This window comes from Pseudacidovorax sp. NFM-22 (assembly GCF_021401245.1).
Taxonomy (GTDB): domain Bacteria; phylum Pseudomonadota; class Gammaproteobacteria; order Burkholderiales; family Burkholderiaceae_C; genus Xenophilus.
The window spans coordinates 422,213-448,727 of record NZ_JACBFY010000005.1 but is presented as its reverse complement, the minus strand read 5'-3'; the positions used below and the strand labels follow the sequence as shown (position 1 = coordinate 448,727).

Genomic DNA, 26,515 nt, shown 5'->3' with positions numbered 1-26,515 from the left:
GGCAGAACCAAGAACGAGAACGGAGACAACCCATGAAGATGCATTTCCTGGCCGCCCTGCTGGCGGCCCTGTCGATCCAGGCCACGGCCGCTTTCGCCGAGCAGCAGGGCGTGACGGACACCGAGATCGTGATCGGCGACGTGATGCCGCTGACCGGCCCCCCGGCCCTGGCCGGCATCGCGCACAACATGGGCGTGCGCGTGGCGGTGGCCGAGGTCAACGCCGCCGGCGGCATCAACGGCCGCAAGGTGCGGCTGATCACCGAGGACGACGGCTACGTCAACACGCGCACCATCCAGGCCGCGCGCAAGCTGGCCACGGTGGACAAGGTCTTCGGCATCACCACCGTGTCGGGGGCCAATCAGGGGCTGGCGGCGCTGCCGGTGATCGAGCAGACGGGCGTGCTCACCTTCAGCGTGATGGGCTTCTCGAAGCAGCTGTACGAGCCGGTGAAGAAGAACATCTTCGTGATCGGCCAGACCTACGACGTGCTGTTCGAGGAACTGACCACCTTCATGGCGCGCGAGTACCCGGGGCGCAAGTGGGGCATCGTGTCGCAGGACGACGAGTCGGGCGAGATCGTGCGCGACGGCTTCGAGCGGGCCGCCAAGGCCAACAGCCTGCAGGTGGTGTCGCGGCAGATCTACAAGAAGGGCCAGCAGGACTTCTCGTCCGAGATGGCGCGCTTCAAGCGCGATGGCGGCGAGGCGCTGATCGCCGGCGGCATCGTCAACGAGAACGTCGCCATGATGAAGGAGCTGGAGCGCCTGGGCCTGCGCGTGCCCACCGGCATGTTCTACGTCGGCCGCTACCCCGTCACGCTGGAGCTGATGGGCCCGGTGGGCAACGGCACCTTCTGGGCCGACTACGTGGAGGCCGAGACCGGACCCAAGGGCGCCGCCTTCATGGACCGCGTGCGCAAGGTCGTGGGCGACGAGGAGGCGAAGAAGGCCAACCGCTTCACCCTCACCGGCTATGCCTCGGCCCGCACGATGTTCGAAGCCATCCGGCGCTGCGGTAAGGCCGTGACCTGGGCCTGCGGCATCGACGAGCTGGAGCGCATGAACGGCTTCGACACGGGCGTGATGGGCCCCATCTCCTTCAGCAAGACCTCGCACTTCTCGGTGCAGAAGCCGATCCTGATGGAGGCGGTGTACGAGACGCGCTCGTACAAGCCCGCGCAATGACGAGGCTGAGCGACGAGGGAGCCGAGGCCGGGCAGGAGGCGGTGCCGGCCGGCTTCCGTCCGGTGGCGGGGCTGTGCGGCCCCTTCATCGCGGAGGCCGCGCCGCTCTTCGGCCGGCTGGACGGGCAGACGCTGGAGCTCGGCTTCCGGGTGCAGCGCCGCCACACCAATCCGCTGGACTGCGCCCATGGCGGCATGCTGACCTCGCTGGCCGACATGCTGATCGCCGCCAGCGCCATGTACCGCGAGGAGGGCTGGGGCCGGGTGCTGCCGACCGTCTCGCTGCAGCTCGACTTCCTGGCACCCGCGCCGCTGGGCGCCTGGGTCCAGGGCCGGGCCGAGGTGCTGCGCGCCACCGGCGCGCTGGTCTTCGTGCAGGCCCTGGTGCATGCCGATGGCGAGGCCGTGCTGCGCGCCAGCGGTGTGCTGCGCCGGGGCGAGGCGCGCCACGCGGAGTCGCACCCGTGGGATCCGCTGCAGCTCAGGGGCTAGGCGTGCGGGCCAGCGCCGCACGCGTCATCGAGACGGCCGCGAACACCAGGTCGTCCAGCGGCATGTCGGTCGCGTTCCACCACTCCACCGACCAGTTGAGCCCGCCAAGGATCAGCAGCCGCAGGGCGCGGCGCTGCGTGCGGGTGCGGTAGGTCGTGCCTTCGGCCGCGTCGTCCACCAGGCGCTGCCAGAGGCGGCCGTAGCGCGCGATCTCGTCGCTGAGCTTGCTGCGCACATGCTCGGGAACCTGGCCGGTGTTGCGGATCACGGCCTGCGTGTAGTTGGAGATCTCCAGCACGTAGCGCAGGTGGCATTCGACCGCGGCGCAGAGCCGGTCGGCGGCGCTGGCGCCCGGATCGAGCGCGTCCAGTGCCTGCTGCGTATGGCGGCGCACGTCTTCGCTGCCGCTCACCATCACGGCCTCGACCAGCGCCTCGCGCGAGGGGTAGTAGTAGTAGAGCGTGGCGATCTTGAGCTGGGCCTCGTGGGCGATGTCCACGAGCTTGGTGCCGGCGAAGCCTTCGCGGCTCAGCACCAGGGCGGTCGCATCCAGGATGCGCTGGCGCGTGGCGTCCGACTTGCGCTGCTCTTCGGGCGCGCTGGCGGCAACGGCGGTCTTGCGCGCGGCGCGCTTGGCGGGCTTTGGGGGCTTGGGGGGCTTGGGGGGCTTGGGGGGCGGGGTCTTGGTCGTCGTCATGGACCTCGGATCGGTGTCGTGCGGCAAGCCGCCGAGTTTGCACCAGAAGCCGAAGCTCCATAAAATCGAAATTAGATTCGAAAACCATGAAGGAGACGAAGCCGATGCTGAGCACCAAGGAAGTCAACCGCATCGTCCAGGAGCGCTTCGCGGCCTGGGCGGATGGCCCGCTGGCGCGCGTGCTGGACCTCTACCACGACGAGGCCCGCTACTGGGACACCCGAACGCCCGATGCCGTCGTCGGCAAGGCCGGCCTGGCGCGCCACCTGGGCACCTTGATGGAGGACTTCGACCTGCGCTTCGCCGTACTGGAGGAGCACCGTCTCGAAGGCCGCGATGCGGCCATCGCGCTGTGGGAATGCGCCGTGCGCCGGCGCCATGCCGACGGCCGTGCCGGCCAGGCGCTGATGCTGCAGCGGGGCATGAACATCCTGGAGATCCGCGACGGCCTGATCGTGCGCGACGAATGCTTCAACGACGCGGCCGCCCTGCAGGCCCTGCCCGCCAACCCCGCCTGAACCAGGGAGCCGCCATGCTGAGCGACCAGGAGATCTTCGACGCCACCCGCCGCTGCATCGACATGTGGAACACGCTGGACCTCGAGGCCACGCTGGACACCTACACCGACGACGTCATCTACTGCGACCCGAAGACCGGCAAGCGCATCATCGGCAAGGACAACCTGCGGCGCTACCTGCGCAAGTTCTTCGAGCGTTGGGACATGCAGTTCGTGGTCACCGAGGAATACCGCCTCGAAGGCCAGGACGGCCAGGCGGTGCTGTGGGACTGCACCATCCGCCGCCGGGAGGGCGGGCCCAGCCGCCGCGTGCGTGGCATGGACATCTGCATGGTGCGCGGCGGCCAGCTGTGCCGCGACGAGGCCTACATGGAGACCTCCGTGCTTCAGGCGTTGATGGGCCTGCCTTCGGCGTCGAGCTGAGCGAAGCCCGCCGTCCACAGCGCGGACACCCGCGCGGCCAGCTCGCGCGGCGGGATCTGGCCGCTCTTGCGGTACCAGGTGAAGGTCCAGATCATCATGCCGAAGAGCAGCAGCGAGTAGGGCTTGCGCGCCTTCGGGTCGCGCATGACGGTGGGGTTCACCTCGCCGAGCAGCTGCTCCAGCAGGTCGGCCAGCTCCACCTCCATCACGCGGATCTGCTCGCGCTCGGCGCGGGGCAGGAACTTGAGGTCCGCCATCAGGATGAGGTGCTCGCTGCGCGAGCGCGCCGCGCCCTGCACGAAGCTGTCGACGAAGCGCGCGAAGCGCTCCTCGGCCGGCAGCGGCAGGGCGACGATGGCGCGCAGCTCCGCGGTCTGCTGCGCGATGTGTTCGTGCACCACGGCGAAGAGCAGGTCCTCCTTGCTGGGGAAGTAGTGGTACAGGTGGGACTTGGAGGCATTGCAGGCCTTGGCCACGTCCATCATCGTGGCCTGGTCGAAGCCCTTGCGGGCGATGAGCGCGGCCGCCTTCTCCAGGATGGCGCGCTTCTTGTCCTCATAGTCGTCTGCCCGAGTGCGTGTCACGTTGCGTGTCCTTCGCCGGTTGTCTTGCCACTTGTTGACCCAGTCGATATATTAGACCGACCGGACGGACTATAAGGCGCCGATTCGAGGCGGCACACAGGATGAACATGGAGACAGCAGCACAAGCGCACTGGGATCTGATCGTGATCGGTGCGGGCCATGCCGGCAGCGAGCTGGCCGTGGCCACGCGTCAGGCGGGTTGGGCGGGCAGCATCCTGCTGCTCGGCGACGAGCCCGGGCTGCCCTACCACCGGCCGCCACTGTCCAAGGCCTACCTCAGCGGCGAGATGGACACCGAAGCCCTGGCGCTGCGGCCCGATGCCGCTTACGAGCGGGCCGGCGTGGTGCGCCGCAGCGGCGTGCGTGTCGTGGCCATCGATCGGGCCCGGCACGAACTGGTGCTGGCCGACACGGGCGAGCGGCTTCACTACGGCAAGCTGGCCCTGTGCACCGGCGGCCGGCCCCGGCCCTACCGCTGCGAGGGCATCGATCCGGCGCATCCGCCGTCCAACCTGCTGTACCTGCGCACCGCCGCTGACGCGGACCGGCTGCGCGCGTTCGTCAAGCCGGGCGCACGGCTGGTGGTGGTGGGCGGTGGCTATGTGGGCCTGGAGGTGGCGGCCTCGGCCACCAAGGCCGGCATGCAGGTGACGGTGCTCGAAGCGCAGCCGCGCGTGCTGGCGCGCGTGGCCGGCGCTCGGCTGTCGCAGTTCTACGAGGACGAACATCGGCGCCACGGCGTGGACATCCGAACCGGCATGCAGGTTCGCGCCGTGCAGTGCAAGGACGGCGCCATCACCGCGCTGGAGGGCACGAATGGCGAGCGCATCGAGGCCGACGTGGTGGTGGCCGGCATCGGCATGGAGCCCGAAGTGCACCTGGCGGTCGATGCGGGCCTCGGCGCGGCCGACGGCATCCCGGTCGACGCGCACGGCCAGACGGCCGACCCCGACGTGTTCGCCGCGGGCGACTGCACGCGGCATGTGCACCCGGCCTATGCGCGGGATGTGCGCATCGAGTCGGTACCCAACGCGCTCGAGCAGGCCCGCGCCGTCGCCGGCTGGCTGGGCGGCAAGCCCAAGCCGTACACCGCCATCCCCTGGTTCTGGTCCGACCAGTACGACCTCAAGCTGCAGATGGCGGGCCTGGCGCAAGGGCATGACCAGTGCGTGCTGCGCGGCGATCCGGCCACGCGCAGCTTCTGCGCCTTCTACCTTCGGGGCGACCAGCTGCTGGCCATCGACGCGGTGAACCGGCCCGCCGACTTCATGCTCGTGCGCCGCGCCATGGCCCAGCCGCTGCAGGTGGATGCGGCCCGCCTCGCCGACGAGTCGCAGCCGCTCAAGGCGCTGCTGCAGCCTTGACTTAGGTGTAAGCCCCAGGTGGTGCCACAGGCCCGCATGCGCAAAATCGCGCCCAATTGATAGTCCGACTCGTCGGTCTAATTATATGGACTCAGATCACAACAACCCCACTCCGGCGGCCGCAGCGCCGCCCGCGCTGGCGATCCGCAGCCTGCAGGTCGTCTACGGCGGCGCCATCGAGGCCGTGCGCGACGTGTCGCTCGAAGTGCGCCCGGGCCAGATCGTCGCGCTGCTGGGCTCCAACGGCGCCGGCAAGTCGACGGTGCTCAAGGCCGTGTCGGGCGTGCTCGATGCCGAGGACGGCGAGATCGACAAGGGCAGCATCGAGCTCTTCGGCCGCCCCATCAAGGAAGCCGGTGCACCCGACATCGTGCGCCAGGGCATGGTGCAGGTGCCCGAAGGCCGCCGGCTCTTCGCCACGCTCACGGTGGAAGAGAACCTGATGGCCGGCGCCCACACGCGCAGCACCGCCGAACTGGCCGAGGCCCGCGAGCGCGTGTTCCGGCTCTTTCCGCGGCTGGTCGACAAGCGCAGCACCGTGGCCGGCTACCTCTCCGGCGGCGAGCAGCAGATGGTGGCCATCGGCCGCGCCCTCATGAGCCGGCCGCGTGTGCTGGCGCTCGACGAGCCCTCGCTGGGCCTGGCGCCGCTGGTGGTGGCCGAGATCTTCGACAGCGTGCAGAAGCTGCGCGCGGCCGAGGGCGTGACCATCCTGCTCGTCGAGCAGAACGCCAGCCGCGCCCTCGCGATCTGCGACTACGCCTACATCATGGAAAACGGCCGCGTGGTGCTCGACGGGACCGGCGAGCAGCTGCGCCGCAACGCCGACGTGCGCAAGTTCTACCTGGGCCTGTCCTCCGCGTCGGGCCGCACCCACATGAAAGACGTGAAGCACTACAAGCGCCGCAAGAGGTGGCTGTCATGAGCGCCGCGCCGGGCCGCCCCCAACAAGCTCGCTCCGAAGGCGAAGCCGAAGGTACTCCCGTGACCGCCATTCGTGATGTGCCCGTGCTGGAGGCACGCAACATCTCCAAGCGCTTCGGCGGCGTCAAGGCCGTCAACGACGTGAGCCTGCGCGTGATGCCCGGCGAGATCGTGAGCCTCATCGGCCCCAATGGCGCGGGCAAGACCACCACCTTCAACCTGGTCAGCGGCGTGCTGCCGCCCAGCGCCGGGCAGATCCTGTTCGAGGGCCGCGACACGGCGGGCCTGAAATCCTCCGACTTCGCGGCGCTGGGCATCGGCCGCACCTTCCAGAACCTGGCGCTGTTCCGCAACGGCACCGTGGTCGAGAACCTGCTGGTGGGCCGGCACATCCACTTCCGCTACAGCATCCTGGAGTCGCTGGTGTTCTGGGGCCGGCCGCGGCGCGAGGAGATCGCGGCCCGCGAGCGGGTGGAGCAGATCATCGAGTTCCTGGAGATCGAGGAGCTGCGCGACAAGCCCGTCTCGCAGCTGGCCTATGGCCAGCAGAAGCGGGTGGAGCTGGGCCGCGCACTGGCCTGCGAGCCCAAGCTGCTGCTGCTCGACGAGATCGTCGCCGGCATGAACCGCGAGGAGAAGGAGGACATCGCCCGCTTCACCCTCGACATCCGCGACGAGTTCGGCATCGCCGTGCTCATGATCGAGCACGACATGCAGGTGGTGATGGACCTGTCGGACCGCATCTACGTGCTGGACTTCGGCGCCCTGATCGCCGAGGGCACACCCGCGGAGATCGCCGCCAATCCGCAGGTGCTCAAGGCCTACCTGGGCGAGGAGGGCAGCCATGCTTGAGCATGCACAGCTGATCGAAGGCGCGACCACACTGCCCGCGCTGCTGCGCCTGCATGCGCGCGAGCGCGGGGACCAGGTGGCCCTGCGCGAGAAGGACCGTGGCATCTGGCGCGCCCGCACCTGGGCCGACTACCACCGGCAGGCACGCCGCTTCGCGCTCGGCCTCATGCGCCTGGGCCTGGCGCGTGGCGACCGCATCGTCATCGCCGCCGAGGGCGTGCCCGAATGGTTCTATGCCGACCTGGGCGCCCAGATGCTGGGCGTGCAGGTGGTGGGCATCTACCCGACCAACCCCTGGCCCGAACTGCAGTACATCGCGCGCCACTGCAAGGCCAGGCTGGCGATCACGGGCGACCAGGAGCAGACCGACAAGGTGCTGGACGCCCAGGCCCAGGGCGACGGCCTGCCCGAGCTGCAGCACCTGTTCTGCGTGGACATGAAGGGCCTGAGCCGCTACGCGCCCGGCCGCCCCGGCAGCTTTGACGACCTGCTGGCCCTGGGCGATGCGCTGGTCGCCGAAGACCCGCAGGCCGAGCAGCGGCTGGACCGCGCCATCGACGACCTGACGCCGGACGACATCAACATCCTGGTCTACACCTCGGGCACCACCGGGCCGCCCAAGGGCGCGATGCTCACGCACCGCAACATCGTCTTCAGCGCCTATGCCTATGCCTCGGCGCGGCAGATGATCGGCCGGCACTACGAGTCGGTGTGCTACCTGCCCCTGTGCCACCTGGCCGAGCGCACCTACTCGACGGTGCTGCACCTGGTCACCGGCGGCTGCGTCAACTTCGCGGAATCGGTGGACACCGTGGCGGCGAACGTGCGCGAGATCGCGCCGACCTATTTCCTCGGCGTGCCGCGCATCTGGGAAAAGCTGCAGCAGGGCCTGGAATTCCGCATGAAGGACAGCTGGAAGTTCCAGCGATGGGTCTACCGCCAGGGCATGAAGCGGGGGCGCCGGCTGTCGGACCACCGGGCGCAGGCGGGCCGCCTGACATCGCTGGGGGACCGGCTGGAGTTCGCCTTCTGGTACGTCGTGCTGTTCCGCAACCTGCAGCGCCACCTGGGCCTCAACCGCACGCACACCCGCATGTGCGGCGGCGCCTCGGTGTCGCCGGAGACGCTCAAGTACTTCGACATCATCGGCCTCACGGTGGCGCAGGGCTTCGGCCTCACCGAATCGGGCGGCCTGGCCTTCGTGCAGGTGCCCGACCGGCCGCTGATTTCCGGCAGCAGCGGCCCCGCGATGGAAGGCGTGCAGTGGCGCGTGGCCGAGGACGGCGAGATCTTCATCCGCTCCAACGGCGTCTTCCGGGGCTACCTGTACGACGACAAGGGCACGGCGGCGGTGCTGTCCGACGATGGCTGGCTGGCCAGCGGCGACATCGTCGAGGTGCGCGGCGGCGACGAGGTGGCGGTGGTCGATCGCAAGAAGGCCATCATCATCACCAGCGGCGGCAAGAACATCGCGCCCTCGGAGATCGAGAACGCACTCAAGGACAGCCCCTTCGTGCGCGAGGCCATCGTGGTGGGCGACGGGCGCCACTTCCTGGGCGGCCTGATCCAGATCGACTTCGAGACGGTGGGCCGCTGGGCGACGGAGCAGGGCCTGCAGTACACGACCTTCAAGTCGCTGACCCTCATGCAGGAGGTGGTGGCGCTGATCCAGGGCGTGGTGGACGAGGTCAATGCCCGCTTCGCCCGCGTCGAGAACATCCGCAAGTTCGTGCTTCTGGAAAAGGAGCTGGACCACGACGACGGCGAGCTCACGGCCACGCAGAAGGTGCGCCGCGGGCTCATCGACAAGAAGTTCGCGCGCGAGCTGCAGCTCATCTACGGCAAGTCCTGAGGAACAAAAGCATGGGCTATTTCACTGAACTCGTGCTGTCGGGCCTGGCCATCGGCGCGATCTACGGCCTCATGGCGATGAGCTTCGCCGTGATCTACAAGGCCACCGGCATCGTGAACTTCTCGCAGGGCGAGCTGGGCATGCTGACGGCCTACCTCTCCTGGTCCATCGCCGTCACGCTGGGCACCGGTGGCGTCGTCACGGTGCTCATCGCGCTGGTCTGCGGCGCGCTGCTGGGCATGCTGTGCGAGCGGCTGATCATGCGGCCCATGCTGGGCGAGCCGGTGCTGTCGGTGGTGCTGGTCACCGTGGGCCTCGCCGTGGTGCTGCGCGCCATCGTCACCATGGTGTGGGGCGCGGCACCGCGCAAGTTCGAGGTGGCGGGGGCCGATGTCGTCGTGCATGTGCTGGGCACCGGCATGCGCGTGAGCCAGCTGGGCGTGATCGGGGTGCTGCTGCTGGTGCTGGCGGCCTTCTGGTGGTTCCTTCGCTACAGCCGCTTCGGCGTGGCCATGCGCGCGGTGGCCGCGGACGAGAACACGGCCCGCCTGATGGGCATCTCCACCGCGCGGGTGCAGTCGGTGGCCTGGGCCTGCGCCTCGGCCCTGGCCGGGCTGGCGGGCGTGTTCTTCGCGGTGATCTACGGGCTCTCGCCCATGATCTACGAGCTGGGGCTCAAGGCCTTCCCGGCCACGGTGCTCGGCGGTTTCGACGCGGTGATCGGCTCCGGCTTCAGTGGTCTGATCATCGGCGTGTTCGAGAACCAGGTCGGTGGCTACCTGTCCAGCATCCTGAAGGACGTGGCCGGCTTCGTCCTGATCCTGGTGGTGCTGATGGTGCGGCCTTTCGGGCTGTTCGGCGAAAAGCGGATCGAGAGGGTCTGATGAGAAGCGGTTTCTTCAAGCAGCGCTACGGCGAACTGGTCGTTCTGACCGACTCGAAGGCCGTCAAGGCCTGGACGGCGGCCCTGCTGCTGGCACTGGTGCTGGCGCCGCTGGTGCTCAGCCCCTTCCTGATGGCGCACATGACGACGATCTTCTTCGTCGCCATCGGCGCCCTGGGCATCACGGTGCTCACCGGCTTCGCGGGCCAGATCTCCCTGGGCCATGTGGGCTTCCTGATGCTGGGTGCCTACACCTACGCCATCGCCGTCGCGCGATTGGGCCTGCCGGCCGAGCTGGCGCTGGTGGCGGCGGCGGTGGTGCCGGCGGTGTTCGGCCTCATCGTCGGGCTGCCCTCGCTGCGGCTGCACGGGCTCTACCTGGCGATCACCACACTGGCCTTCAGCCACATCGTGGGCGCCGCGCTGCTGGCCGGCGGCAGCTTCACCGGCGGCGGGCGCGGCATCGTCATCACGCGGCCGGTGATCCTGGGCATGGACCTGGGCAGCGACCGCGCCTTCTACTGGTTCTGCCTGGCCATGTGCGTGCTGGCGGTGCTGGTCACGCTCAATCTGCGGCGCTCCTATGCCGGGCGGGCCATGGTGGCGATCCGCGACAACGACATCGCGGCGCGCACCATGGGCATCAACCTCATGCGCTTCAAGCTCATGGCCTTCCTGCTGAGCGCCGCCATCACCGGCGTGGCCGGCGCGCTGATGGCCATGTACATCAGCATCGTGAGCGTGGAGAGCTTTCCCTTCCTGCTGTCCATCGAGGCGCTGGCCATCATCATCGTGGGCGGGCTGGGCTCGGTGCTGGGCGCCATCCTGGGCACGGTCTTCATCCTGACGCTGCCCGAGGTGTTCTCTGCGCTCATGTCCTTCCTGGGCGGGCGCTATGCGGACCTGATGACCACCAGCGCCCACGAGGTCAAGACCATCCTTTATGGCCTGGCCATCATCGCCTTCCTGCGCTTCGACCCGCGCGGCCTGCGGGGCATGTGGCACGACCTGCGCCATGCCTGGGTGCACTGGCCGCTGCGTTATTGACAACCCCCCGAGCAAGACGACTTCCACAGGAGACAACCATGAACCGGAGACTCGCCACCGCCGCGCTGGGCCTGCTTGCCGCAGGCGCCTTCCTGCCCGCCGCTGCCCAGCAGCAGGGCGTGACCGACACCGAGATCGTGATCGGCGACATCCTGCCGCTGACTGGCCCGCCGGCCCTGCTGGGCGTGGCGCACAACCTGGGCGTCAAGCTGGCCGTGGCCGAGGCCAATGCGGCGGGCGGCATCCAGGGCCGCAAGCTGCGCCTGATCTCGGAGGACGACGGCTACGTGCCCTCGCGCACCATCCAGGGCGTGCGCAAGCTGGTCAACAGCGACAAGGTGTTCGCGCTGACCTCGATCTCGGGCACGGCGCAGGCGCAGGCCGCCATGCCGCTGATCAAGCAGACCGGCCTGCCGGCCATGGCGCCCATCACCACCTACGAGGGCCTGTACAAGCCCCCCATCAAGAACGTGTTCGCCGTGGGCTACGACATGCGCGATGCCGTCTACGAGCTGGTGTCGCGCATGGCCGAGCGCTTTCCGGACAAGAAGTGGGCGCTGATCTCGCAGGACGACGACTACGGCGAGAACGTGCGCGAGGGCTTCGAGCGCGCCGCCAAGGAGAAGAAGCTGCAGGTGGTGTCCACCCAGGTCTACAAGAAGGGCCAGTCGGACTTTTCCTCCGAGATCCTCAAGGTCAAGCAGTCCGGCGCCGAGGCCCTGATGGCCGGCGGCGTGCTGGGCGAGAACGTGACCATGGCCAAGGAACTGGAGCGCGTGGGCCACAAGATCCCGATGGGCGTGACCTACGTGTCGCGCGTGCCGGCCAGCGCCAAGATGATGGGCAGTGCCGGCGACAACGTGTATACGGTCGACTACGTGTACCTGGAGAGCGCGCCAGAGGCCAAGGGCTTCATGGACAAGATCGAGAAGTATCTGTCGGCCGAAGAGCGCGCCCGCGTCAACCGCTACACCTTCACCGGCTACGCCTCGGCCCGCGCCCTCTTCGCCGCCATGGACCGCTGCGGCAAGGCGCTGACCTGGGACTGCGCCAACGCCGAGCTGGCCAAGGTGAGCAACCTGGACACCGGCGCCATGACGCCGATCGGCTTCACGCCCACCAACCACCTGGCGGCGCCCAAGCTCTTTCTGTTGAAGGCAGATCCGGCCGGGAGTACGTACAAGCCGGTGCCCTGAGCGGGTCGGACACTCGCCAATGCAGAAGGGGCACCCGCGGGTGCCCCTTTCTGCTGTGTGGCGGCCAGACTTACTTCTTGACGCCGACGAACCCGTCGAGGAAGAGCCGCGTCAGCCGCTCGCACAGCTCCTGCGGCTTGACCGCGCCGGTGGGCTTGTACCAGAAGTCGGTCCAGTTCAGCATGCCCACCAGCATCATGGCGTAGGGCTTGTAGAGCTCCTCGGGCAGGCCCTTGTTGACCTCTCGCAGCAGCTGCGCGAACAGCTCGGTCAGCTGGCGCTGCAGTGCGATCAGCGGCGTCTGCTTGGGCTTGGGCAGGAACTTGACGTCGTTCATGGCCACCATGTGCCGACGACGCGACTGGTTGGACTTCTGCGTGTAGGCCTCCACCACCATCTGCAGCTTGGCGCGGGCACCGGCCTGGCTGTCCACCGCCTCCTGCAGTGCGCCGATCAGGCGCTGCAGGTGCTCCTGCAGCATGGCGAAGAGCAGGTCGTCCTTGGTCGGGAAGTAGTGATACAGCATCGACTTGGTCGCGCCGCAGGCCTTGGCCACGTCCTGCATCTTGGCCGCCGGATAGCCTTCCTTGGCAAAGATGGCGGCTGCCGAATCCATGATGGCCAGGGCCTTGGTTTCGTAGTCGTCCGAGCGGATTCGCGGCATGTCGTTCCCTGAAAAATGGCCTTCGCGCTTCCCACGCCGTGTGGTGGGCGTTCCCAGAAGTGTCTCTTTCCATCCGGGGGCGGGGCAGCGATGAAAAAGCGGCGCGAGTTTATCAAGCGGTGTTGCACGCCCCGGATGCGGTCCATAAAATAAACCGACACGCCGGACTATCAATGAGTGCCGGGCATCTGTCCTTGATCTGCATCAGACGCCATCCATGACCGAATTCGAATTCCTCGAACCCGACCTGCTCGACGAAGACCTGCGCATGGTGCGCGACCAGGTGCGGCGCTTCTCCAAAGAGCGCATCGTGCCCTTCGCCGACGAATGGGAGGCCACGGGCGAGATCCCGCGCTCGGTCTTCCTCGAACTCGGCGAGATGGGCTTCCTGGGCATGCGCCATCCGGTGGAGTACGGCGGCGGCGGCATGGGCGCGCTGGCTTCCGTCGTGCTGGGGGAGGAGCTGTCGCGCTCCGGCTATGGCGGCGTGGCCTCGGCGCTGACGGTGCACAGCGACATGTCGATCAGCCACATCGCGCACCGCGGCTCGCCGGCGCAGAAGCAGCGCTACCTGCCCGACGCCTGCGCCGGCCGCAAGGTGGGCGCCATCTGCGTGACCGAGCCTGGTGCCGGCTCCGACGTCGCCGGCATGCGCACGCGGGCCGTGCGCACGGCCGAGGGCTGGGTGCTCAACGGCTCCAAGACCTTCATCACCAACGGCGTGCATGGCGACATCTACATCGTGGCCGCGCGCACCGACCCGGAGGCCAAGGGCAGTCGCGGCATCTCGATGTTCATCGTCGAGAAGGACAACCCCGGTCTCAAGGTCACGCGCAAGTTCGACAAGCACGGCTGGCGCTCGTCGGACACGGCCGAGCTCTTCTTCGACGACCTGGCCCTGCCGCCCGATGCGCTGCTGGGCGAGGAGGGCAAGGGCTTCTACTACATCATGAGCACCTTCCAGAACGAGCGGCTTGTGGTGGGTGCGCTGGTGTCGGGCACCTGCGCCCGCGCCATCGAGCTGACGGTGGACTATGTGCGCCAGCGCCAGGCCTTCGGCAAGCCGCTGTGGGACCAGCAGGTGGTGCGCAACAAGCTGGCCTGGGTCGCTTCCAAGGCGGCTGCCGTGCGCGCGCTGACCTATCAGTGCGCCCAGATGATCGACCAGGGCAAGGACACGGTGCGCGAAGTGTCGATGCTCAAGGCCTTCGGTGCCGAGACGCTGCAGGAGGTGGTGCATACCTGCCTGCAACTGCATGGCGGCAGCGGCTACATCATCGGCACGCCGGTCGAACGCATGGCACGCGACGCCCGCATCCTGACCATCGGCGGCGGCGCCACCGAGGTGATGCTGGAAGAAGTCGCCAAGCGCATGTGAGGCCGGCCATGCCCGGACCGCTCGCCCATCTCACCGTCATCGAACTCGCCGGCATCGGCCCGGGGCCCTTCGCCTGCATGCTGCTGGCGGACATGGGCGCACGCGTGATCCGCATCGACCGGCCGCCGACCCCGGCGCGCAGCGACCTCGATGCGCTGATGCGCAACGACAGTGTGGTCGACCGCGGCCGCGAGTCGTTGGCCCTGGACATGAAGGACCCGCGCGCCGTCGAGGCCGTGCTGCGGCTGGTGGCGCAGGCCGACTTGATGGTGGAGGGCTATCGGCCCGGCGTGGCCGAGCGGCTTGGGCTGGGCCCGGCCGCCTGCCACGCGCGCAACCCCCGGCTGGTCTATGGCCGCATGACGGGCTGGGGCCAGACCGGCCCGCTGGCGCAGACGGCGGGGCACGACATCAATTACGTGGCGCTCTCCGGCGCGCTGCATGCCATCGGCACCGCGCAGCAGCCGCTGCCGCCGCTCAACCTGGTGGGCGATTACGGTGGGGGCGGCATGCTGCTGGCGCTGGGCCTGCTGGCCGCCCATGCCCAGGTGCAGGCCGGTGGCCAGGGCCAGGTGGTGGACGCGGCCATGACCGATGGCGCCGCATTGCTGATGGCCGCCATCTACGGCATGAAGGCCAAGGGCTTCTGGCAGGACGCGCGCCGGTCGAACTTCCTGGACGGGGCGGCGCATTTCTACGGCACCTACGAATGCAGCGACGGACGGCATGTGGCCATCGGCGCCATCGAGCCGGCCTTCTACCGGCAGTTGCTCGAACTCTGCGGCATCGCCGATCCCGCCTTCCAGCGCCAGTGGCAGCGCGCTGAGTGGGCATCCCTGCGCGAGAAGCTGGCGACAGTGTTCCGCACCCGCACGCGCGACGAATGGTGCGCCGTGTTCGAAGGCAGCGACGCCTGCTTCGCGCCCGTGCTGTCGATGGAGGAAGTGGCCGGTCATCCGCACAACGCCGCACGCGGCACCTTCGTCGCGCCGGGCGGCGTGCTGCAGCCCGCGCCCGCGCCGCGTTTCGATCGCACACCGTCCGTGTTGCCCGAGGCCGCCCCCCGCGCGGGCGCCGACACCGCCGCGCTGCTGGCCCTGGCCGGCTACGGTGCCTCGGAGGTCGCGGCCCTGATGGCCGACCGGGTGGCCTTCGCGGCGACGGCGGCATGAGCCAGGCCACCCCCGCCGCACCGCGGCGTCCCCTGCATCTGCGGCGCATCCAGTGCGAGGCGTTCGAGCGCGACGACCGGCTGATCGACATCGACGCCGTGCTCATCGACACCCGGCCCATCCGCACGGGGCTGGTGACCGGCCGCGAGATCGAGGCCGGCCAGCCCATCCATCGGATGCGCCTGCGCCTGACCATCGACCGCGAGCGCCGGATCGTCGATGCCCAGGCCTTCAGCGAGGCGCGGCCCTACCGGGAGTGCGAGGCCGTGGAAGGCGCCTACGCCCGGCTCATCGGCCTGCGCATCGAGGCAGGCTTCACCCAGACGGTCAAGCGCCTGTTCCGCGGCGAAGCCGGTTGTACCCACCTCACTGAACTGCTGCCCACCATGGCCACCACGGCCTTCCAGGTGCTCTGGGCGGATGTGGACGCCACCGATGCGGACAGTGGCTCCGGGGGGACGCCCGTCGGCGGTTGCCATGGGCTGCGGACCGATGGCGAGGTCGTGCGGCTGTACCTGCCGCAGTTCGCCAAGGGGCGCACGCCATGAGCGCATCTCCGGCCAACGAAGGCCTGGTGCTCTACGCCCTGCAGGACGGCGTGGTCACGCTCACGCTCAACGACGGCGCCCGCATGAATCCGCTCGGGGATGGCCTGATCGACGCCCTGGCGCCGGCCCTGCAGCGGGCGCGGCAGGAGTCGGCCATGCGTGCGCTGGTGCTTACCGCCAAGGGGCGCGGCTTCAGTGTGGGCGCCGACCTGGCGGACTACCGCGCGCTGCTCGACGCGTCCGTTGGCGCGCCCTCCTTGGGCGCGCATGTCGGCCGGCTGATGGCCCGCATGCAGCCCCTGCTGCTGGACCTGAAGGCCTGGCCGGTACCGGTGGTCTGCGCCGTCAACGGCGTGGCCGCCGGTGGCGGCGTGGGCCTGGCGCTGGCGGGCGACATGGTGATCGCCGCCGAGTCGGCCTACTTCTACCTGCCCTTCCTGCCCGTGCTGGGCGCCGTCCCCGACATGGGCACCACCTGGCTGCTGCCGCGCGCCCTGGGCACACCGCGCGCCATGGGCCTGGCGCTCACCGGCGACCGGCTACCCGCGGCGCGGGCGGTGCACTGGGGCCTGATCTGGGACTGCGTGCCCGACGACCGCCTGGCGGACGAGGCCCAGGCCTTGGCGCTGCGACTTGCGGCCATGCCGGCCCACGCCGTCGGCGAAGCGCGTGCGGCGTTCGCCGCCTCGGCCCACCAGAGCCTGGCGCAGCAGCTCGAGTGGGAGCGGGCGCGCCAGATGGTGCTGGTGGAAGGCCCCAGCTTTGCGGAGGGCGTGCGCGCCTTCGGCGAGCGCCGGGCGCCGCGGCATCGCTGAACCTAGTCCCACCCCCGAATCGTCGTTAGCGACGATATGTCCTGCGCACGCGTTGTCGATCATGCGGTCATGAACGGCGGCCTGTGCCGGCGCCCGCCGCACAGGGCCTGCCGACCCCGAGTGCCGCCGCGAGCCTCCCGGCAGCGGCCGGCATCCGACGGCCGGTGCGCCCCTCCTGGACCTCGCGGACCGCAAAGCACGCTTCGGTCGGAGCAGGTCGCCCCATTCGAAAAGCACAAGGAGACACGACATGGAAACACTGCGCACGGCGCCGCTCATCGGTCAGCTTCTGCACCGCGCCTACGAGCGCCATGCGGACCGGACGGCCTTTGTCTGGGAGGGCGGCTCGCTGAGCTACCGCGGGCTGCGCGACTGGAGTGCCCGCACCCAGGGCGTGCTGGCTGCCGCCGGCTGCGGCCGCGGGACCCGCATCGCCTTCCTCGCCGGCAACCGGTGGGACGTCTGGGCCGCCAACAGCGCGGCGCTCGCGTACGGCATGTGCGTGACGATGCTGCACCCGCTCGGCAGCCTGGACGACCATCTCTTCCAGCTGCGCGACGCCGCCGTCGAGGTCCTGGTGGTCGATGCGGCTGCCTTCGGCGCCCGGGTCGAGGCGCTGGTGGCAGGGTATGAAGGCCTTCGCCACGTCTATACGCTGGGGCCGTCCCCCCTGGGCACGGACCTGCATGCAGCGGTGGAGCGGATCGGAGAAGTCAGCCTGCGGTGCGAGGGCGCGCCCAACGATCTCGCCATCGTGCAGTACACCGGGGGCACCACGGGCCGCGCCAAGGGCGCCGCACGCAGCCAGGCGGGCTACTGTTCGATGTTCCTCGACATCCTGGCCAGCTTCGATCTGCCCGAGCGGCCGCACTTCCTGGCCGCGGCGCCCATCACCCACGTGGCCGGCAGCTTCGTGCCCCCCACGCTGATGCGCGGCGGCACCGTCAGGCTGATGAATGGCTTCGCGCCCGACCGCTGGCTGGAGCTGATCGCCAGCGAGCGATGCAATTTCTCGCTGCTCGTCCCCACCATGATCTACATGGTGCTCGATCAGCCATCGCTGGGCGACGCCGACCTGAGCAGCCTGCAGACCCTGATCTACGGCGCCAGCCCGATGTCGCCCTCCAGGCTGATCGAAGGGCTGGAGCGCATGGGCCCGGTCTTCGCGCAGCTGTATGGCCAGACGGAGGCCTACCCCATCACCTTCCTGCGCCGGGAGGACCACGATCCTGCCCGGCCGGCGCTGTTCTCCAGTTGCGGCACCCCCACCGCGATGGCTTCGGTGGCCGTGCTCGACGAGGAGGACCGCCCCGTCCCGCCGGGCGGCGTCGGCGAACTGTGCGTGCGCGGCCCGGGTGTCATGCAGGAGTACCTCAACGCGCCGGCGCTGACCGCCGAGACGCTGCGCAATGGCTGGCTGCACACCGGTGACATGGCCCAGGCCGATGATCGCGGCTACATCTACATCGTCGACCGCAAGAAGGACATGATCGTCTCGGGGGGCTTCAACGTGTATCCCCGCGATGTCGAGGATGTGATCTCCAGCCATCCGGCGGTGGCGATGGTGGCGGTGATCGGCGTGCCCGATCCCAAGTGGGGCGAGAGCGTGATGGCCGTCGTCCAGTGCCGGCCGGACGCGTCCGCCCTGGACCGCGCCGCACTCGGCGAGGAACTGAAGACGCGGGTGCGCGAGGCCAAGGGCGCGGTCTGCGCGCCCAAGGTCGTCGCATTCAACGACCAGATTCCGCGCACCGCCGTCGGCAAGATCGACAAGAAGGCGTTGCGTGAGCCCTACTGGAAGGGGCAGGCGCGTGCCGTCGCCTGAAGCACGCACGATGAGCATTTCCGACGAACTTGCGGCGCGTCTGCGCCTGCCGCTCATCGCGGCGCCGATGTTGCACGTGTCCGGCCCCGAGCTCGTGATCGCCGCCTGCCGCAGCGGCGTGATGGGCGCCTTCCCCACCGCCAATGCGGCGCGCGCCGGCGGGCTCGACGCTTGGCTCGAACGCATCTGCGGCGCGCTCGGCCCCACCGACGCGCCGTGCTGTCCCAACCTGATCCTGCATCGCCCACGCCCGCAGATCGAGGCCGACATCGAAGCGATCCGGCGATACCGGGTGGAATGGGTCATCACCAGCGTCGGCTCGGCCGCCCCGGTGGTCGGCCCGCTGCATGACGCCGGCTGCCGGGTACTGGCGGACGTGGGCACTGTGGCCCATGCGCGCAAGGCCGTGCAGTCTGGCGTGGACGGGCTGGTGCTGCTCAGCGCCGGGGCCGGCGGCCAGACCGGCTGGCTCAACGGCCTGGCCTTCGTCCGCGCGGTTCGCATCTTCTTCGACGGACCGCTCGTGCTGGCCGGCGGCGTGGCCGACGGCGCGGCATTGTGGGCCGCGCGGGCGGCGGGGGCCGACCTGGCCTACATGGGCACGCGCTTCATCGCGACGCGCGAGTCGATGGCGGCGCCCGGCTACAAGGCCATGCTGGTCGAATCCGGTCCCGACGACGTGCTGTTGACACGCGCCTTCACCGGCCTGCGCACGAACATGCTTCGGGCGTCCATCGAGGCGGCCGGCCTGGACCCCGACGCGCTGCAGGAAGACGTGACACCCGAGCAGGCCCGCGCGCTTTTCGGCGGTGCGCGCGCCACCTTCGAGATGGCGCAGGATCCGGCGGCCGCGCCGCAACGCTGGCGCGACATCTGGAGCGCCGGCCACTCCGTCGGCGGCGTGCATGCCGTGACAGGCGTGGCCGAGCTGATCCAGGCGACCCGCCAGGAGTACCGCGCTGCGATGGAGCGCTCGCTCGCCGACCTGCGTGCCGCAGGGCTGGCACGCTGAGCGCGGCCCCCACGCCGGACAGGCTCCGCTTTCGTCGGATGCGACGATTTGCCCGATTCGCCTGCGCTGACAGACTGGGGCAGTGAGGACGCGTCGCGAAGCCGCGACGCGATCCGACAGGACAGACAAGAACGGAGATCCCTTTTCACGGAAGCTGCCTTCATCTACGACCATGCGCGCACGCCGCGCGGGCGGGGCCGCGGCGACGGCTCGCTGCACGAGATCACGCCCGTGCAGCTGGCCGCGCAGGTCCTGGCCGGACTGCGCGACCGCCACGGGCTGGACACCGCCCTGGTCGACGACGTGATCCTCGGCTGCACCAATGCCTACAGCGAGCAGGGCGCCGACATCGCCCGCCTGGCCGCCCTGGTGGCGGGCTACGGGCAGCACGTGCCCGGCATCCAGATCGACCGCTTCTGCGCCTCGGGGCTGGAGGCGGTGAACCTCGCGGCCGCCCAGGTCGTGGCCGGCCAGGCCGATGCCATCGTGGCGGGCGGCGTGGAGTCGATGTCGCGCGTGGCCTCGCTCTCGGGCGGCGGCGCCTGGGTGAGCGACCCGCAGGTCATCTGGCAGTCGTACTTCACGCCCACCGGCGTCTCGGCCGACCTGCTGGCCACGCTGGACGGCTACACCCGCGAGCAGCTCGATGCCTATGGCCTGGAAAGCCAGCGCCGCTGTGCGGCCGCGGTGGCCGACGGCCGCTTCGCCCGGGCGCTGGTCCCGGTGCGCGACGTGATCGGCGAGGTGGTGCTGGACCACGACGAGTTCCCGCGGCCGGCCACCACGGCCGAGAGCCTGGCGGCGCTGAAGCCCGCCTTCGACACCGTGGGCGAGCAGGGCGGCTTCGACGCCGTCGCGCTGCAGCGCTATCCGCACCTGCCGGGCATCCGGCACCTGCACACGGCCGGCACCTCCAGCGGCGTGGTCGACGGCGCCTCGGCGGTGCTCGTGGGCTCGGCCGAGTTCGGCCGCCGCACCGGCCTCAAGCCGCGTGCCCGGGTGCGGGCCTATGCGGCCGTGGGCAGCGAGCCCACGTTGATGCTCGACGGTCCCGCCGCCGCCACCGAGAAGGCGCTGCGCCGTGCGCGCATGACCATCGGCGACATCGACCTGTTCGAGGTCAACGAAGCCTTTGCCGCCGTCGTGCTGCGCTTCATGCGCGCCACCGGCGCACCGCACGAGCGGGTCAACGTCAACGGCGGCGCCATCGCGCTGGGCCATCCGCTCGGCGCCACCGGCGCCATGCTGGTGGGCACCGTCATCGACGAGCTGGAGCGCCGCAACCTGCGCACCGGTCTGGTCACCCTGTGTGCGGCGGCCGGCCAGGCCACCGCCACCATCATCGAACGTGTCTGAGCGAACCCCATGAACACCCTGGAACTGCACATGGGCGACGACGGCATCGCCCTGATCCGCATCGACTTGCCCGGCCGGCCGATGAACGTGCTGACGCCGGAGCTGGTGGCCGATCTGGCCGCGGCGGTCGAGCAGGTGGCGGCGACGCCCGGCATCGCCGGCGCCATCATCACCTCCGGCAAGCCGGGCGCCTTCGTGGCCGGTGCCGACATCAAGGGCCTGCTGGCCCTGCTCGACGCGGGACCGGTGCCAGCCACGCAGGGCGCGGCGCTGGGCGAGGCCTTCAGCCAGGTGGCCCGCCGCATCGAGACCTGCGGCAAGCCCTTTGCGGCGGCCATCGAGGGCCCGGCCCTGGGCGGTGGCTTCGAGCTGGCGCTGGCCTGCCACCGCCGTGTGATGACCGACACGCCCAAGACGGTGGCGGGCCTGCCCGAAGTGGGCATCGGCCTGCTGCCGGCCGGCGGTGGCACGCAGCGGCTGCCGCGCCTGATCGGCATCGAGAAGGCGCTGGGCCTGCTGCTCACCGGCCGCCACGTGAAGGCTGCCGAGGCGCTCAAGCTGGGCATCGTGCACGAGCTGGCTCCGGCCGGCGAAACCGTGGCCGCGGCCCGGCGCTGGCTGCTGCAGAAGCCCGAGGCCGTGCAACCCTGGGACGCCAAGGGCTTCCGCCTTCCCGGCGGTGCCGGCCCGACGGCGCCGCATGCGAGCCGCAGCTTCACTGCCGGCACCACGCTGCTGGCAGGCCAGACGCAGCGCAACATGCCGGCCCCGCTGGCCATCCTGTCCTGCGTCTACGAGGGCACGCAGCTGCCGCTGGATGTGGGTCTGCGCATCGAACGCAAATACTTCGGACGCCTGCTGGCCGACCCGGTTGCGCGCAACCTGATGCGCACGCTCTTCGTCAACAAGGGGCGCATCGACAAGCTGGTCAGCCGGCCCGCCGGCGTGCCACCGTCCAAGGTCGCGCGGCTGGGCGTGCTGGGGGCGGGGATGATGGGCGCCGGCATCGCGCATGTGGCGGCCGGTGTGGGCATCGACGTGGTGCTGATCGACAGCACGCAGGCCCAGGCCGAGCGGGGCAAGGCCCATGCCGTCCGTCAGCTCGAGCAGGCCGTGGCGCGCGGCAGGACCACGCGCGAGCAGGCCGATGCCGTGCTCGCGCGCATCCACCCCGCCGTCGACCCTGCTGCATTGTCCGGCTGCGACTTCGTGATCGAGGCCGTGTTCGAGAACCGGGAGGTCAAGGCCGAAGTGACGCGCAAGGCCTGCACGGCGATGCCGGCCACGGCCGTCTTCGGCAGCAACACCTCCACGCTGCCGATCACCGGGCTGGCGCAGGCCTTTGCGCGGCCCGAGGACTTCATCGGGGTCCATTTCTTCTCGCCGGTCGAACGCATGCCACTGGTCGAGTTGATCGTGGGCGAGCAGACGAGCCCGCAGACGCTGGCCCGTGCGCTGGACCTGGCGGCGCAGTTGCGCAAGACGCCCATCGTCGTCAACGATCGCCGCGGCTTCTTCACCAGCCGCGTCTTCGGCACCTTCATCAAGGAGGGCATCGCCATGTTGCAGGAGGGCGTGGCGCCAGCCCTGATCGAGAACGCCGCGCGCCAGGCCGGCATGCCGGTGGGGCCGCTGGCGGTGGTGGACGAGGTCTCGCTCGAGATCACGCTCAAGGTCCACGCCCAGTGGCTGGCGGACGGCGTGCATCCGCCGCACGAGCCGGCGCTGTCGATCAATGCCACGCGCAAGATGGTCGAGCAGCTGGGCCGCCGAGGCAAGGCTGCTGGCGCCGGCTTCTACGAGTACCCGGAAGGCGGCCGCAAGTTCCTGTGGCCGGGCCTGGCCGAACACTGGCCGGTGGCGGCGCAGCAGCCACCGGTCGAGACCCTCAAGCGCCGCTTCCTCACCATCCAGGCGCTGGAGGGCGCGCGTTGCATGGAGGAGGGCGTGGTCATGGACCCGGCGGACGCGGACGTCGGCTCGATTTTCGGCATCGGCTACCCGGCCTGGACGGGCGGGGTGCTCTCGTACATCGAGACGGTGGGGCTGCCGCAGTTCGTCGCGCAGGCCGAGGAACTGGCACGGCTGCACGGCGAGCGCTACCGGCCCTCGGCCTGGCTGGTCGAGCGCGCCCGGCAGGACGCGCGCTTCCATCCACCCATGTCGGCACTCGCCTGACGGCCGCGGGCTCAGGCCTGTGCGCGGGCCCGCGCGTGGCTCACCGCCGTGCGCAACGCGAGTCGATAGCTGTCCACCCCGAAGCCCGCGATCTGCCCCTGCACGATGTCCGCGAACACCGAGTGGTGCCGGAAGGCCTCGCGCGCATGGATGTTGGACATGTGCAGTTCCACGATGGGACAGGTCAGGATGGCCAGCGCATCGCGGATGCCGTAGCTGTAGTGCGTCCAGGCGCCTGCGTTGAGCATCACGCCGTCCACGCCGTCGAAGTAGGCCTGGTGGATGCGCTCGACCATCGCGCCTTCGTAGTTGGTCTGGAAGGACTCTACCGCCACGCCCAACTCGCCCCCCAGCGCCTGCAGCTCGCCGTCGATCTGCGCCAGCGTGGTCGTGCCGTATTGCTTCGGGTCGCGCTTGCCGAACATGTTGTGGTTGATGCCGTGCAGCATGAGGAACTTCATCGCGCTGTCTCCTGCTTGTCCTGCACTCAGCGCAGCGGTACGGTCAGCCGGGCGATGACCGCGGCGGTGTCGGGCCGCACGCCGCGCCACCAGTCGAAGGCCTCGGCGGCCTGCTCCACCAGCATGCCCACGCCGTCGGCCAGGCGCTTCACGCCCGTCTGCTGCGCCATGCGCAGGAAGGGCGTCAGGCCCTTGCCATAGGCCAGCTCGTAGGCCAGGCCCTCCGCCGTGAACACCGTCGCCGGGACCGGTGGCAGTTCGCCGCGCAGGCTGGCCGAGGTGGCGTTGAAGACGAGGTCGAAGCGCTGGCCGTCCAGGTCATGGTAGCCGCAACCGCGCACCGGGCCGTGGGCGCGCAGCTCGGCGGCGAGGGCGGTGGCCTTGTCGACCGTGCGGTTCGCGATCACCAGTTCGGCCGGGCCTTGCTCCAGGAAGGGCAGCAGCGCGCCGCGCGTGGCGCCGCCTGCACCTAGGATCAGCACGCGCTTGCCGCGCATCGCGCAGCCCAGGTTGTCGACCACGTCGCGGGTCAGTCCCACGCCGTCGAAGTTCTCGGCCAGCACGCGCTCGCCGTCGAACTTCAAGGCGTTGACGGCGCCGGCCAGGCTGGCCCGCGCGGAGCGCTCAGTGGCGAAGGCAAAGGCATCGAGCTTGAAGGGCGCCGTGACGTTCATGCCGCGGCCGCCCGCCGCGCGGAAGGCCTGCGCATCCTCGGCGAACTGGCCCAGGCGACCTTCGATGGCGGCGTAGACCAGGTCCTGGCCCGTGGCCTCGGCGAACATGCCGTGGATGAGCGGCGACTTGGTGTGGCCGATGGGGTTGCCGATGACGGCGTACTGGTCGTGCATTGAATTACCTCCGGCTTCGCCTGCGGTGCGAGCGCCCTTCGGAACGGCCGTGCGGGCACTCATCACTTCATCTCCTGGGTGTAGAGCACGCCGTCGGCCTGCATGGCCGCGATCTCCTCGGCGCTGAAGCCCAGCGCGGCGGCGATCTCGGCGTTGTGCTGGCCCAGGTCGGGCGCGACCTGGCGGATGGTGGTGTCGCAGTCCGAGAACTTGAAGGGCAGGTTGGGCAGACGGATCTTGCCGAGCACCGGATGCTCCTGCTCCACCACCATGCCGCGGGCCTGGATCTGCGGATCGGCCAGCACCTCGTCGATGCGCTGCACCTTGGCGCAGGGCACGTCGATGCCGTCCAGCAGCGCCAGCACCTCGGCCACGCGGCGCGACGCCACCCAGGGCTTGACCACGGCCAGGATCTCCAGCCGGTTCGCATTGCGGCCCGTAGAGGTGTGGAAGCGTGCATCCGCACCGAAGCCGGCCGGGCCGCCATGGGTCTCCACCAGCGCGGCGAAGCGCTTCCACGCATCGTCCACCTGCGCGGCGATCACCAGGTCGCCGTCGGCCGCGCGGAACACGCCGTAGAGCGTGGACGTGGGCATGTCGTGCCCCGTCTGCTCGGGCAGCACCTGGCCGCCCGACAGCGTGTAGCACTGCACCGCGTATTCATGCATGGAGACCAGCGTGTCGTACAGGGCCATGTCGATGTGCTGGCCCCGGCCCGTGCGGGTGCGGCCCAGCAGGGCGGCATTGATGGCCGCCACCGCGTGGATGCCGGTGTACATGTCGCCCAGCGAGATGCGCAGCAGTGGCGGTGCCTCGCCCGGCGTGCCCACCATCTGCATGATGCCGCTCTTGGCCTCGGCGATCAGGCCGAAGCCGGCGCGGTGCGCGTCGGGCCCGGTGTGGCCGTAGGCGGAGATGGAGCAATACACCAGACCCGGGTTGCGCGCGCTCAGCTCGGCATAGCCCAGGCCCAGCTTGTCGAGCGCGCCGGGGCGGTAGTTCTCGATGAACACGTCGGCGCTGTCCACGAGCTTGTGCATCAGCGCCTTGCCGCGCGGGTCCTTGGTGTTGACCGACAGGCCCTGCTTGCCCATGTTGAGCTGCAGGAAGTAGCCGGAATAGGCATCGTCCTCGCCCACGAAGAAGGCATGGTGGCGGCCGGCGTCGCCGCTGCCGGGGCGCTCCACCTTGATGACCTCGGCGCCCAGGCCTGCCATACAGCGGCCCACGTAGGGGCCGGCCAGGAAGTGCGAGTAGTCGATGACGCGGATGCCGGCCAGCGGCAGCGGCTGGGTGTTCTCGGGCGCCGCGCTCATGCAGGCCTCCGCGGAATCATCAGGCGATGCTCGCCCTTGTGCACGACCTCGCCATGCTGGTTGACCAGCTCCGAGGGCAGGATGACGATGCCCCAGCCCGGCCGGCTCTTCGAGGCGCGCAGGCCGGTGACGGTGAAGCGCACATGCAGCCGGTCGTTGATCTTGATGGGCAGCAGGAAGTCCCAGGTCCAGCCCAGCGACATGCCGGGCAGGAAGCGGTATTCGCTGCGGGTCTTCAGGCCGTCGGCGATCGAGAGACCAAACAGGCCGTGCGCCACGCGGGTGCCGAAGGGCGTGGTCTTGGCGTAGTCCTCGTCGATGTGCACCGGCGTGTAGTCGCCGGTCAGCTCGGCATAGGCATTGATGCGGGCCTCGGTCACCTCGTACTCGGGGCTGGTGCAGGTGTCGCCTTCGCGGGCGTCGTCCCAGTACTTCTCGGGCGTCGAGAAGTGCTGCGGGGGCGGGGTCAGTTTCATGGGTGTTCGTCTCCGGAATCGAAAGAGTTCAGCCGCGCGGCTTCACGGCCAGGGCCTGGGCCACGCTGCCGGGCGCGGCCTGGATCAGCTCGACGGCCAGGCCGTCGGGCAGCTGCAGCCAGTTGCGGCCCTGCGGCAGCGGCTTCACGCCCCAGGGTTCGGCGGCGGCCAGCGCGGCTTCCAGGTCGTCCACCATCACGCCCAGGTGGGCCAGCCAGCCGGCGTCGTTGCTGGGCGCGGCCTCGAAGTCGGGCGTGGCCATCAGCTGCAGGCCGCCGAGCGTCCAGTACTGGCGTGGGTCGTCGGTGGGGCCGTCGATCTCGCGCACGTCCATGCCGAGCACTTCGTGGAAGAAGCGGATGTGCCAGTGGATGTCGCGCACGCGGATGGCGACGTGCTCGACATAGGCGGTGGTGGGCGGGGTGAAGGGGGGCATGTCGTGTCTCCGT

Annotated in this window: 27 protein-coding genes; 19 read left to right on the top strand and 8 right to left on the bottom strand. The window is 69.8% G+C overall.

The genetic code is table 11. The features are described from left to right. Positions 1-32: 32 nt before the first annotated feature. The gene (locus L0984_RS19655) at positions 33-1,187 is read left to right on the top strand and encodes an ABC transporter substrate-binding protein (RefSeq protein ID WP_234195599.1); all 1,155 of its coding nucleotides are present in this window, start codon (positions 33-35) and stop codon (positions 1,185-1,187) included. After that, positions 1,184-1,678, top strand: coding sequence for a PaaI family thioesterase (locus L0984_RS19650; RefSeq protein ID WP_234195597.1), 495 nt, complete (start codon positions 1,184-1,186; stop codon positions 1,676-1,678). The genes L0984_RS19655 and L0984_RS19650 overlap by 4 nt, the downstream gene beginning before the upstream one ends. On the opposite strand, the gene L0984_RS19645 is transcribed toward L0984_RS19650, so the two are convergent. Then, the gene (locus L0984_RS19645) at positions 1,668-2,375 is read right to left on the bottom strand and encodes a TetR/AcrR family transcriptional regulator (protein ID WP_234195595.1); all 708 of its coding nucleotides are present in this window, start codon (positions 2,373-2,375) and stop codon (positions 1,668-1,670) included. The two genes, L0984_RS19650 and L0984_RS19645, sit on opposite strands and share 11 nt — an antisense overlap. A 104-nt stretch (positions 2,376-2,479) precedes the next feature. Between L0984_RS19645 and L0984_RS19640 the strand changes: the two genes are divergently transcribed. Then, positions 2,480-2,893: a nuclear transport factor 2 family protein gene (locus tag L0984_RS19640; RefSeq protein ID WP_234195593.1), complete on the top strand. Its 414-nt coding sequence runs from the start codon at positions 2,480-2,482 to the stop codon at positions 2,891-2,893. 14 nt (positions 2,894-2,907) lie between these two features. Then, the gene (locus L0984_RS19635; protein WP_234195591.1) at positions 2,908-3,315 is read left to right on the top strand and encodes a nuclear transport factor 2 family protein; all 408 of its coding nucleotides are present in this window, start codon (positions 2,908-2,910) and stop codon (positions 3,313-3,315) included. Here L0984_RS19635 and L0984_RS19630 read toward each other — a convergent pair. After that, positions 3,279-3,899, bottom strand: coding sequence for a TetR/AcrR family transcriptional regulator (locus L0984_RS19630; protein WP_234195589.1), 621 nt, complete (start codon positions 3,897-3,899; stop codon positions 3,279-3,281). The two genes, L0984_RS19635 and L0984_RS19630, sit on opposite strands and share 37 nt — an antisense overlap. A 107-nt stretch (positions 3,900-4,006) precedes the next feature. Between L0984_RS19630 and L0984_RS19625 the strand changes: the two genes are divergently transcribed. The 7 genes from L0984_RS19625 (at position 4,007) to L0984_RS19595 (ending at position 12,017) form a co-directional block, all read left to right on the top strand. Continuing rightward, entirely contained in the window at positions 4,007-5,263 is a 1,257-nt protein-coding gene (locus tag L0984_RS19625) for an NAD(P)/FAD-dependent oxidoreductase (RefSeq protein ID WP_370646108.1), read from the top strand. An 85-nt stretch (positions 5,264-5,348) separates the two neighbouring features. Continuing rightward, positions 5,349-6,188, top strand: coding sequence for an ABC transporter ATP-binding protein (locus L0984_RS19620; RefSeq protein ID WP_234195585.1), 840 nt, complete (start codon positions 5,349-5,351; stop codon positions 6,186-6,188). Between the two features lie 59 nt (positions 6,189-6,247). Beyond that, on the top strand, positions 6,248-7,039 hold the full coding sequence (locus tag L0984_RS19615; RefSeq protein ID WP_234195584.1) for an ABC transporter ATP-binding protein: 792 nt from the start codon (positions 6,248-6,250) through the stop codon (positions 7,037-7,039). Further along, complete coding sequence (locus tag L0984_RS19610) at positions 7,032-8,891, top strand: AMP-dependent synthetase/ligase (RefSeq protein WP_234195581.1); 1,860 nt, start codon at positions 7,032-7,034, stop codon at positions 8,889-8,891. The genes L0984_RS19615 and L0984_RS19610 overlap by 8 nt, the downstream gene beginning before the upstream one ends. 11 nt (positions 8,892-8,902) lie before the next feature. Then, positions 8,903-9,775, top strand: coding sequence for a branched-chain amino acid ABC transporter permease (locus L0984_RS19605; RefSeq protein WP_234195579.1), 873 nt, complete (start codon positions 8,903-8,905; stop codon positions 9,773-9,775). Beyond that, positions 9,775-10,821 (top strand): branched-chain amino acid ABC transporter permease, encoded by a 1,047-nt coding sequence (locus L0984_RS19600; protein ID WP_234195577.1) that lies wholly within the window; start codon positions 9,775-9,777, stop codon positions 10,819-10,821. Before L0984_RS19605 ends, L0984_RS19600 begins: the two co-directional genes overlap by 1 nt. Before the next feature lie 38 nt (positions 10,822-10,859). Then, the gene (locus L0984_RS19595) at positions 10,860-12,017 is read left to right on the top strand and encodes an ABC transporter substrate-binding protein (protein WP_234195575.1); all 1,158 of its coding nucleotides are present in this window, start codon (positions 10,860-10,862) and stop codon (positions 12,015-12,017) included. A 70-nt stretch (positions 12,018-12,087) separates the two neighbouring features. On the opposite strand, the gene L0984_RS19590 is transcribed toward L0984_RS19595, so the two are convergent. Continuing rightward, entirely contained in the window at positions 12,088-12,681 is a 594-nt protein-coding gene (locus tag L0984_RS19590; RefSeq protein WP_234195573.1) for a TetR/AcrR family transcriptional regulator, read from the bottom strand. 217 nt (positions 12,682-12,898) lie between these two features. Between L0984_RS19590 and L0984_RS19585 the strand changes: the two genes are divergently transcribed. The 8 genes from L0984_RS19585 (at position 12,899) to L0984_RS19550 (ending at position 22,965) form a co-directional block, all read left to right on the top strand. Then, positions 12,899-14,059 (top strand): acyl-CoA dehydrogenase family protein, encoded by a 1,161-nt coding sequence (locus L0984_RS19585; RefSeq protein ID WP_234195572.1) that lies wholly within the window; start codon positions 12,899-12,901, stop codon positions 14,057-14,059. Between the two features lie 8 nt (positions 14,060-14,067). Then, positions 14,068-15,231, top strand: coding sequence for a CaiB/BaiF CoA transferase family protein (locus L0984_RS19580; RefSeq protein ID WP_234195570.1), 1,164 nt, complete (start codon positions 14,068-14,070; stop codon positions 15,229-15,231). Beyond that, the gene (locus L0984_RS19575) at positions 15,228-15,779 is read left to right on the top strand and encodes a DUF2889 domain-containing protein (protein ID WP_234195568.1); all 552 of its coding nucleotides are present in this window, start codon (positions 15,228-15,230) and stop codon (positions 15,777-15,779) included. Before L0984_RS19580 ends, L0984_RS19575 begins: the two co-directional genes overlap by 4 nt. After that, positions 15,776-16,594, top strand: a complete 819-nt coding sequence (locus tag L0984_RS19570; protein WP_234195566.1) for an enoyl-CoA hydratase-related protein — start codon at positions 15,776-15,778, stop codon at positions 16,592-16,594. The genes L0984_RS19575 and L0984_RS19570 overlap by 4 nt, the downstream gene beginning before the upstream one ends. 250 nt (positions 16,595-16,844) lie before the next feature. Further along, positions 16,845-18,419 (top strand): AMP-binding protein, encoded by a 1,575-nt coding sequence (locus L0984_RS19565; protein WP_234195564.1) that lies wholly within the window; start codon positions 16,845-16,847, stop codon positions 18,417-18,419. 10 nt (positions 18,420-18,429) lie between these two features. Continuing rightward, positions 18,430-19,431, top strand: coding sequence for an NAD(P)H-dependent flavin oxidoreductase (locus tag L0984_RS19560; protein WP_234195562.1), 1,002 nt, complete (start codon positions 18,430-18,432; stop codon positions 19,429-19,431). 111 nt (positions 19,432-19,542) lie between these two features. Next, complete coding sequence (locus tag L0984_RS19555; RefSeq protein WP_234195842.1) at positions 19,543-20,787, top strand: acetyl-CoA C-acetyltransferase; 1,245 nt, start codon at positions 19,543-19,545, stop codon at positions 20,785-20,787. Between the two features lie 9 nt (positions 20,788-20,796). Further along, positions 20,797-22,965 carry a 3-hydroxyacyl-CoA dehydrogenase NAD-binding domain-containing protein gene (locus tag L0984_RS19550; protein ID WP_234195560.1) on the top strand — a complete coding sequence of 723 codons (2,169 nt, stop codon included), beginning with the start codon at positions 20,797-20,799 and terminating at the stop codon, positions 22,963-22,965. 11 nt (positions 22,966-22,976) lie between these two features. Here L0984_RS19550 and aroQ read toward each other — a convergent pair whose 3' ends face one another. The 5 genes from aroQ to L0984_RS19525 form a co-directional block, all read right to left on the bottom strand. Beyond that, on the bottom strand, positions 22,977-23,426 hold the full coding sequence (gene aroQ / locus L0984_RS19545; RefSeq protein ID WP_234195558.1) for a type II 3-dehydroquinate dehydratase: 450 nt from the start codon (positions 23,424-23,426) through the stop codon (positions 22,977-22,979). A gap of 26 nt (positions 23,427-23,452) precedes the next feature. Next, on the bottom strand, positions 23,453-24,274 hold the full coding sequence (gene aroE, locus L0984_RS19540; RefSeq protein WP_234195556.1) for a shikimate dehydrogenase: 822 nt from the start codon (positions 24,272-24,274) through the stop codon (positions 23,453-23,455). A gap of 62 nt (positions 24,275-24,336) precedes the next feature. Beyond that, positions 24,337-25,590: a CaiB/BaiF CoA transferase family protein gene (locus tag L0984_RS19535; protein ID WP_234195553.1), complete on the bottom strand. Its 1,254-nt coding sequence runs from the start codon at positions 25,588-25,590 to the stop codon at positions 24,337-24,339. After that, positions 25,587-26,066, bottom strand: coding sequence for a MaoC family dehydratase (locus tag L0984_RS19530; RefSeq protein ID WP_234195552.1), 480 nt, complete (start codon positions 26,064-26,066; stop codon positions 25,587-25,589). The genes L0984_RS19535 and L0984_RS19530 overlap by 4 nt, the downstream gene beginning before the upstream one ends. 28 nt (positions 26,067-26,094) lie before the next feature. Next, positions 26,095-26,502 carry a VOC family protein gene (locus L0984_RS19525; protein WP_234195550.1) on the bottom strand — a complete coding sequence of 136 codons (408 nt, stop codon included), beginning with the start codon at positions 26,500-26,502 and terminating at the stop codon, positions 26,095-26,097. Between the last annotated feature and the right edge of the window lie 13 nt (positions 26,503-26,515).